Here is an 8,214-nt window from a genome sequence, read left to right on the forward strand (position 1 = left end):
GTGGAGCGGAGAAAGACAAGGCAAGAACGGACTGGTAGCAGCCCTAGACAGGATGGGACAGGGTCTAGTACAGACATATCGGCGAGTGGGGCTTCCGCCGCTGAGAAGGTGCCGTTCGGAGAGAAAGGGACGACAGGGCGGCCGGGAGGGACAGCAGAACGACCTGTTGTGTACCGTACAAGATGGGGAGCATGGGTGCTATTAGTCCTCGGCTGGTCTGCCAGTGCGGCAGCGGTTATCGTTCGTGATGGAGCAGTGGAAGCATTCTTATTAGCGGTGTTCAGCCTCGTTATCGCCTTATCCATTATTGCACCATTATTGTCTGTCAGAGGACTCGCCGCTAGTCGAATAATCGGAGTGAAGAGAGTGAAGGACGGAGGGCATGCCTCTGTTCAGATTACGATTACAAGGCGGCTTCCTATTCCATTCGTATGGCTAGCCATTCAAGATGAAATGGCGAATGAGAGTAAGGCAATGGGGGCTAAGGTGGAGTACCGTTTCGTAGCTGCGCCTTTGTTCCGCAGAGCCTTCGTATTGGACTACATGGTTCTGAGCGTCAGGCGAGGTGTATATCACTTCGGTGAAGTGACGGTGACCGTTGGTGATTGGCTCGGTCTAACAGCAATTAAGACCAAGCTTGCCTGCTCAGGCGAGCTGCTGGCATTGCCCGGTCTGCCAGGATTGTCTGGCTCGAGCAATGAGCCTAAGCTGGAGGGAGACCTCGTTAAGAACGGAGAAGCAGATGGACAAGAAGAGCAGCGCTCAAGCGATATAGGAGAAGTCAGCTTGAGCAGAATGGAAGAGCTGCTGCGTCAGCCAGGGCTAGGTGCGGATAGCCGGCCTTACCGCGAAGGGGATTCACCAAGGCATGTCAATTGGCGTGCAGCTGCGAAGGGCCGTGGCCTGCATACGAAGCAGCATATGCTGGAGCAGCCTGCTGAGCAGGTGCTAGTGATGGATACAGCATCCGCCGCCTATGAAGGGGATGAGCGTCTATTCGATGCTTGTGCCGGCTGGGCGGCGCAAGCTATTGAATGGGCCGCAGCAGCTGGGGGGGCGGTGCGTCTGTTGGCCGAGTCCGGGGAAGGCGATTCCGAGGGTGAGGGAAGGCAGCAGCCGGCACAAGCGAAGGCAGCTGCGAAGCTGAAGGCTGCAAAGACCAGACAAAGCTCATTGCTGCTGACCGAGCGACTGGCGCGGCTGTGTCTAGGCAGCGGTATGTCGGTAGAGCGGATACGGCAGGAGCTTGGGAGACTGAAGTCAGGCGGAACGCTGCATTGCTTCTCTGCAGACTGGCGTCAGGGGAAGGGCTGGAGAGAGCTCGCTGCTTATGCGGCTGAGCAGGGCTGCCGCATGGAGCTGTATATCATAACGAAGCAATCGGTGCTGTCATTCGCGATGCGAGAGCAGCAGAGATGGCTGGAGAGCAGCGGCATCCATGTGACTTGGCTTGCTTTTCCCGAGCAGATGAATCAGCTGCCGCGCACAGTAGGAGGAGGCGAATCCTATGCTTAATCCGAATAGCTCGGGTCGATCTAATGGAGAGGAGCCAACGATTGGCTACCGGCTGTTGACGAGTGTGCTGCTCTTCGGACTGCTGATGGAATGGCTGCTGCCTTGGATGAATAACGGAGAATGGGGAGCGTTCTATCAGCTGGGCCCATTGCTCGCTGTCATGGGCTGTACGCTTGCACTGGGATTGTTCCAGCCGAAATGGTATGTCTCCCTGCTGATTAACGGCTTCCTCTGCCTGTTGTGTCTAATGTGGCTGTACAAGAGCGCAGATGTAAGTGCACTGCAATGGTGGCTGCAATTGCCGGAGATGCTCTGGCGGGATGTGTATTCCCTGTTCTCTACTGGACTATGGACCATGTCGGGCGAGCTACGGACACTGATGCTGTTCGCGGGCTTCGCGATGCTGGCTCCTGCCCTTCAGGCACTAATCTGGATGAGGCAGCTGGGGTTAGGACTAGCGGCGATCACCTCCGTTTATTTGCTCCTGCTCCACACCTGGCTTGGCATGGATATACGGGATGGGCTGATGCGGATCACTGCGGAGGGGCTGCTGCTTGGAGCTATCGTTACGATTGCCCGCGTACAGCGCATTCATGGCGGAGGCAGCGAGTTTGGCAAGGCTTTTGACCCGAAATGGCTGGCCTCCTCTTTATTTGCTGTTCTGCTGTTCATCATGGCGGGACTATTCATAGCGGATGGCAAGCCTGCCTACTCGGAGCCGGCCGGGTGGACGGCATCGCTGTCAGAGCGATTGGAGAATTCAGTGCTGTCGCTCAATCGAACGGGAGGCACAATGGCTCAGGGACCTATTAATAGTTCGATGGCTTCAACGGGCTATGGCTTCGACGACAGTGAGCTGGGAGCAGCACTCACTCAGGACGATACGCTTGTGTTCACAGGTCTGTCGCCCGTCCGGACCTACTGGCGCGGCGAGTCGAAGAATGTATATGATGGCCGCGGCTGGAGCTCGGACTGGAACAGCAAAACGCTGCATCCGGTTGATGTCGAGGACAAAGAGGCTGCGCTGGCAGACAAGGATGAAGCCGAATCCGTTAATCATCCGAGCATCGTGCAGACGGTGCTCGTGACCAAGCCTGAATCCGGGCTCCCTCTGTTCACAGCGGGATCATCCGGGCATGTGCTCAATCTGGTAGCCTCGGACCCTCGCCGCAAGCTGAATACGTATGTTCGCAACGATTCGGATGGAGCCTTGTATGCGGCAAGTGAAACAGCCAAGATCGAACGCTATACGGTGGAGAGTACGCTTCCGTTAACAGATGAGGCTGCCCTTAGAAGGATAGGCGTGTATTCATTCGGCGCAGCGGCTGCTGCTGAGGAAGCGGGAGGCACCTTGCAGGATGACGATATGTCGGTCTATCTGCAGCTTCCTGACGCGCTTCCCGCACGCGTAACGGCTCTAGCGGCTGAGGTTGCAGGAGGAGGCGTGACGAATCGCTATGATCAGGTAAAAGCAGTGGAGAGTTATTTGAGGTCGAGCTATACCTACTCGATAGAGGGAAGTAAGGTTCCGCCGAAGGACGCAGATTTCGTCGACTATTTCTTATTCGAGCAGGGGAAGGGCTATTGTGTGCATTTCTCGTCCGCCATGGTCGTCATGCTGAGAACGCAAGGTATTCCGGCGCGATGGGTAAAGGGCTTCGCTCCAGGCGAGCTAGCCAGTTCAGACATAGGCTCGCTTACAGCGGCACAGGCGGATGCAGGACTAGCCGCTTATGAGGTGCGTGCGAAGAATGCCCATGCATGGGTAGAGGTGTACTTCCCAGGCGCAGGCTGGGTTCCGTTCGATCCGACGCCGGGCTATGAAGGCGTAGCGGCTGGAGCCGCAGCAGCGGCAGCGGCTCTGGAGGAGACAGGCGGCGGCTATGCCGGCACGCCTGAGGAGCTTGCATCGGAAGGCAGAGCCACCGATGTGGCAGCTTATGCGAAGTCGCTGCTGGCGTCAGCAGCACGCGGAGCGGATGCTCTTGCGCAGGCGGCGCAAGAGGCAGTCAAGGGCGCAGCGGCGGCTTCGCCAGCCGCGCTGGCTGCCGCAGGCGCGGCTGTGCTCGCGCTCGCGGGCATTGCCGTTGCAGCCGCGCGCTATAAGCGGCTGCGGCTCGCGCTTGCGCTGCGCCGCTATGGCGCGGCTTACGCAGCGCTGGACGCGAGCGCCGCGAGCAGCTCCGCGCGCTTGCGCAGAGGCGCAGGCGCCCGCAGCAGCGCGGGCGGGCGCGGCTTCGCCCATGCACAGTTCGCTGCCGTATCGGCTGCGCTGTGGCAGCTGCTCGCCGCGCGCATAATTGCGCGGCCGCCGCATCAGACGGGGCGTGAATACGCCGCCGCCGTCGCTGGCTCATTGCCGCCGGCCCGTGCTGAGGCGCTGCGGCGGTTCATTGACTGGGACGATGCTGCTCGCTTCGGGCAGCAGGAGCAGTGGCAGGCGCCGCAGCCAGGTGAGCTGGCAGCAGCTGTCCAATCCTTAAGCGGCAAGCTCGGACGTTAGGAATTCGATTCCTAACGTCCTCTTTTTTTATAGCCACATTTGTATAAAAAAGCGAATATTAGCATAAAGCTACTTTGTTGAAGAAACTTCCAAAAAAGCAGTAAATTCGAGTGCGGAATCTCTATATAGCCTGTCGAATATTCAGAATATTCCTAATAAAGCAGTGAAATAAGGCGTATAGGTGAAAAAAAGAACATCATTCGCCTCTTGCCTTGACTCGTTCAAAGCGCCTTATATATAATTACTACATTAATTGAGGGAGGCTCGGTAATGAACAAGCCAAATGAAATGATCGTGGTCCTTGATTTCGGAGGACAGTACAACCAGCTGATCGCACGCCGCATTCGTGATTTGGGCGTATACAGCGAATTGCTGCCATTCAACACGTCGGTAGAACGGATCCGTGAATTACAGCCGAAAGGCATTATTTTCTCGGGAGGACCGGCAAGCGTATATGAAGAAAATTCTCCACTAGTAGATCCTGCTATTTATGATATCGGTGTACCGATATTCGGTATTTGCTACGGCATGCAGCTGATGTCACATCAACTCAATGGTAAGGTTGAACGTGCAGGCAAGCGCGAGTACGGCAAAGCAGAGGTTGACTTTACGGCTAACAGCCATCTGACGCAAGGGCTAGATCAGCGCCAAACCGTATGGATGAGCCATGGAGACCATGTGACGGAGCTTCCTGCAGGCTTCCAAGTGGATGCTAGCACAGATCATGCGCCTATCGCGGCTATGAGCCATCCAGAGCTCAAGTTCTTCGCTGTACAATTCCACCCAGAGGTTCGTCACTCTGTTCAAGGTAACGAGATGATCCGCAACTTCTTGTACAATATTTGTGATTGTGATGGCAACTGGTCAATGGAAACCTTCATTGAGGATGCTATTCGTGACATTCGTACACAAGTTGGCGATAAAAAAGTGCTATGCGCACTGTCCGGTGGCGTAGATTCCTCCGTTGTAGCTATGCTGATTCACAAAGCGATTGGCGATCAGCTGACTTGTATGTTCATCGACCACGGTCTTCTCCGCAAAGGTGAGGCTGAGGGCGTAATGGAAACCTTCGTCGGCAAATTCGATATGAAGGTCGTTAAGATTGATGCGCGTGAGCGCTTCATGAGCAAGCTTGCAGGTGTTGATGATCCCGAGCAAAAACGTAAAATCATCGGCAACGAGTTCATCTACGTATTCCAAGAAGAGTCCGAGAAGTTCGATGACTTCGAATTCCTGGCTCAAGGTACGCTGTACACGGATATCGTAGAGAGCGGCACAGCTACAGCACAGACGATCAAATCCCATCACAACGTAGGCGGCTTGCCAGAGGACATCAAGTTCAAGCTTGTTGAACCGCTCAAAGCTCTGTTCAAGGATGAGGTTCGTAAAGTCGGCGAAGAGTGCGGACTGCCAGAAGAAATCGTATGGCGTCAGCCATTCCCAGGTCCAGGTCTTGCGATCCGTGTGCTTGGCGAAGTAACAGAGGACAAGCTTACAATCGTACGTGAATCCGATGCGATTCTTCGTGATGAGATTATCAAAGCCGGACTTGATCGTGAGATTTGGCAGTACTTCACAGCTCTTCCGAACATGAAGAGCGTTGGCGTTATGGGGGACGCTCGTACGTATTCCTACACAGTAGGTATTCGTGCAGTTACTTCCATCGACGGCATGACAGCGGACTGGGCTCGCATCCCTTGGGATGTTCTTGAGAAAATCTCCGTTCGTATCGTCAATGAGGTTGACAACGTTAACCGTATCGTGTACGACGTAACGTCCAAGCCACCGGCAACTATCGAGTGGGAATAGGCAGTGGATTACAATGTTGATATACGCTTGAAGGGTTTCAAGCACTGAATGCATTTTAATCCAACGTACACCTGCAACAATAAAGTGCAAAAAATACTCTCTTTTATTTGTGTTGTTTAAGCAAATAGAAGGGAGTTTTTTTATAACTAAGATTAATAAACTTCTTGACGCTACCTCAGGTTAAACCAAGAAATTCTCGGAAGAGTAAAGAAGTATGTAGACCTGTACATGTTTCGACTACATAGATTGGAAAGTTTCGTTACAGTCGAGCGAAGTCTGCTCAGCAAGCTGATTTCAGTGAACGTATCAAGTTAAAGTAGAGGGAGATCAATGAGCAGATGTAAGCTTTGAGAAAGTAGTTGTGAGTAAGGCTGTAGATATTTAGATACAGAACGATAAGTCGTTCAAGGATATGGGCGGCTTTTTTATATTTTCTACTGGTGGAATATGACCTTTACTTATAGTAATCGTTGTTTAATTATCATAATAAGGAATATAGTCCTATAAAAATTCAATGCCTTAAAGTTGAAAAAAATGGTGAAAAAGATCTATTTATGAATTGGTAATATTAATATATAGTTGTAACTTGTTGGAAGTATTTTTCACAAACCGCAAGAATTGGAGGGTCTTTGTTCTACATTTTGAAAATACAAATATATGCTAAAAGGAGAGTAATTAATTTGAGAAAACGTGCTATTGCATTATTGTCGTTAACATTACTTATCAGTGGATTAGGTTCAAATGTTTCTGCACAAGAGAATGTGCCAACAAAAGCTGAAAGAGAAGCTGTTGCAGAAAAAACCCAAGCGGTGGCAGATAAAATTTATGCTGAAGAAACCAATAAGGCTAATAAAGAGTTCAATTCATCCATCGCTTTTAGATCATTAAACGATGATGTCGCTTTGGATAAATTCAGTGAAATCCAAAGAGAACACAGAGAAATTGCACAGCAAAAAATCCTGGAATATAACCTTAATAATGGATGGGAGATTGTTGAGCAAGGAGAGGAAACAACATCTACAATTTCTCCGATGTCTACAAGTTCACAACTTTCATTGACTGATACCACACTTTTATATAATTCTTCTACACAACAATATCAATACTCTGGTACTTTTGATTTCGTTGATATCACTGGCTGGGATAACCTTCCTGACATGAATGATCTTATGGCATTTCGTTCACTCAAAGAAGTTGGAATTGTAAAATCCTATGCGAAAACAACATATGTTAAGGGTGGAGTTTGTAACGTAGGTGGTACTTGGGATCTCACAAAATATCCTACTAGATATACCTCGTATGAGAGTGGATATGATAATAATGGAACTGTTAGTTCAAGTTCAAGAGTAAATAAAAGATTTGAATCATCAAATGGTGTTGTTTGGAATGTTCGTGATGACGGATCAACAACACTTGCTCCTAACGCTTGCAGAAGCACTTCTACTGTAAATGGAGTTTATAGAGATTACCAGACAGATAGCGGGATTATCACAGTATATTTCACTAAGACAGCTGGAACTACGAATAATAAAGTATTCTTTGATTTCGAACACAACTTTAAAACAGGTGAACTGCAATTCGGCGGTACTCTTGGCGGTGTTAATTTAACTGGTAGTGCTCTTACAGTAACATACGCTGAATCTAACGCGTTTTATCAACGTACAAGTACAGGTAAGACATTCTGATATGCTATAATAAGAAAGAGTTGATTCAAGACTCTTTCTTATTCTTTTAATGGAGGTAAAGAGTATATGACTAGAAATTTCTTTTTTATATTATTTGTCTCTTTTATGATATTACTTATTGGTTGTACTAAAGAAGATGTGTCAGTTAAGAATATAACTGAATTATTGAATGATCATGATATTGTACTTACTGAGTCAACAAATCCAACTAATATTGATATTAAAGATGCGCATTTTTATAGATTGCAGTATTATCCTGCTAACATTATTCTAAAATCATATTCGACTAATGAGGGGCTTAAAAAGGATTTCGAACAAATTAAGAATAATTTGGAAAATACCGAGTTCAGAAAATTAACACGATATTACGAAACCGATAAAATTTTAATAATTTACATTTCAGATAAACCTTTCGATGAATATAATTCAAACGAATTGGCTTTTGAAGAAAATTTTTTTAAAGCTGTTGAAGAATATCGAACACAAGAAGACTAAAAGAATGAGCCTCGAATTCGAGAGCCCTGCAAAACGAATACAGTTTCTGTAAAATACAGCCCAATGCCGCGTAGGCATTGGGTTTGTTGTATAATGAAAAAAAAGGAAAAGCGAGTTGAACGACTTTGTTGCATGTAGGTAGACAATTAACCGCATCATTTCATGCGGAGTTATATACACTTGTTCCGGAAAATCACCTCTTACGCA

The 8,214-nt window shown here is 49.1% G+C and carries 5 protein-coding genes; all 5 read left to right on the forward strand.

Going from position 1 to position 8,214, the window contains the following annotated elements:
• The 5 genes from AC6ESP_RS15785 to AC6ESP_RS15805 all read left to right on the forward strand — a co-directional run bounded on the left by AC6ESP_RS15785 (nt 1) and on the right by AC6ESP_RS15805 (nt 8,007).
• Nucleotides 1-1,515 carry a DUF58 domain-containing protein gene (locus AC6ESP_RS15785; RefSeq protein ID WP_497097681.1) on the forward strand — a complete coding sequence of 505 codons (1,515 nt, stop codon included), beginning with the start codon at nt 1-3 and terminating at the stop codon, nt 1,513-1,515.
• The gene (locus AC6ESP_RS15790; protein ID WP_497097682.1) at nt 1,508-4,018 is read left to right on the forward strand and encodes a transglutaminase TgpA family protein; all 2,511 of its coding nucleotides are present in this window, start codon (nt 1,508-1,510) and stop codon (nt 4,016-4,018) included. The genes AC6ESP_RS15785 and AC6ESP_RS15790 overlap by 8 nt, the downstream gene beginning before the upstream one ends.
• Nucleotides 4,019-4,288: 270 nt before the next feature.
• Entirely contained in the window at nt 4,289-5,827 is a 1,539-nt protein-coding gene (guaA, locus tag AC6ESP_RS15795) for a glutamine-hydrolyzing GMP synthase (RefSeq protein WP_497097683.1), read from the forward strand.
• Nucleotides 5,828-6,507: 680 nt separating this feature from the next.
• Nucleotides 6,508-7,512, forward strand: a complete 1,005-nt coding sequence (locus tag AC6ESP_RS15800) for a hypothetical protein (protein ID WP_497097684.1) — start codon at nt 6,508-6,510, stop codon at nt 7,510-7,512.
• A 66-nt stretch (nt 7,513-7,578) separates the two neighbouring features.
• Nucleotides 7,579-8,007 (forward strand): hypothetical protein, encoded by a 429-nt coding sequence (locus tag AC6ESP_RS15805; protein WP_497097685.1) that lies wholly within the window; start codon nt 7,579-7,581, stop codon nt 8,005-8,007.
• Nucleotides 8,008-8,214 lie beyond the last annotated feature (207 nt).

The sequence above is a fragment of the Paenibacillus xinjiangensis genome (assembly GCF_059686975.1).

Coding starts and splice junctions, on each gene's coding strand:
- AC6ESP_RS15790 (WP_497097682.1), top strand. CDS start 1,508: ATGCTTAATCCGAATAGCTCGGGTCGATCTAATGGAGAGGAGCCAACG.
- guaA (WP_497097683.1), top strand. CDS start 4,289: ATGAACAAGCCAAATGAAATGATCGTGGTCCTTGATTTCGGAGGACAG.
- AC6ESP_RS15805 (WP_497097685.1), top strand. CDS start 7,579: ATGACTAGAAATTTCTTTTTTATATTATTTGTCTCTTTTATGATATTA.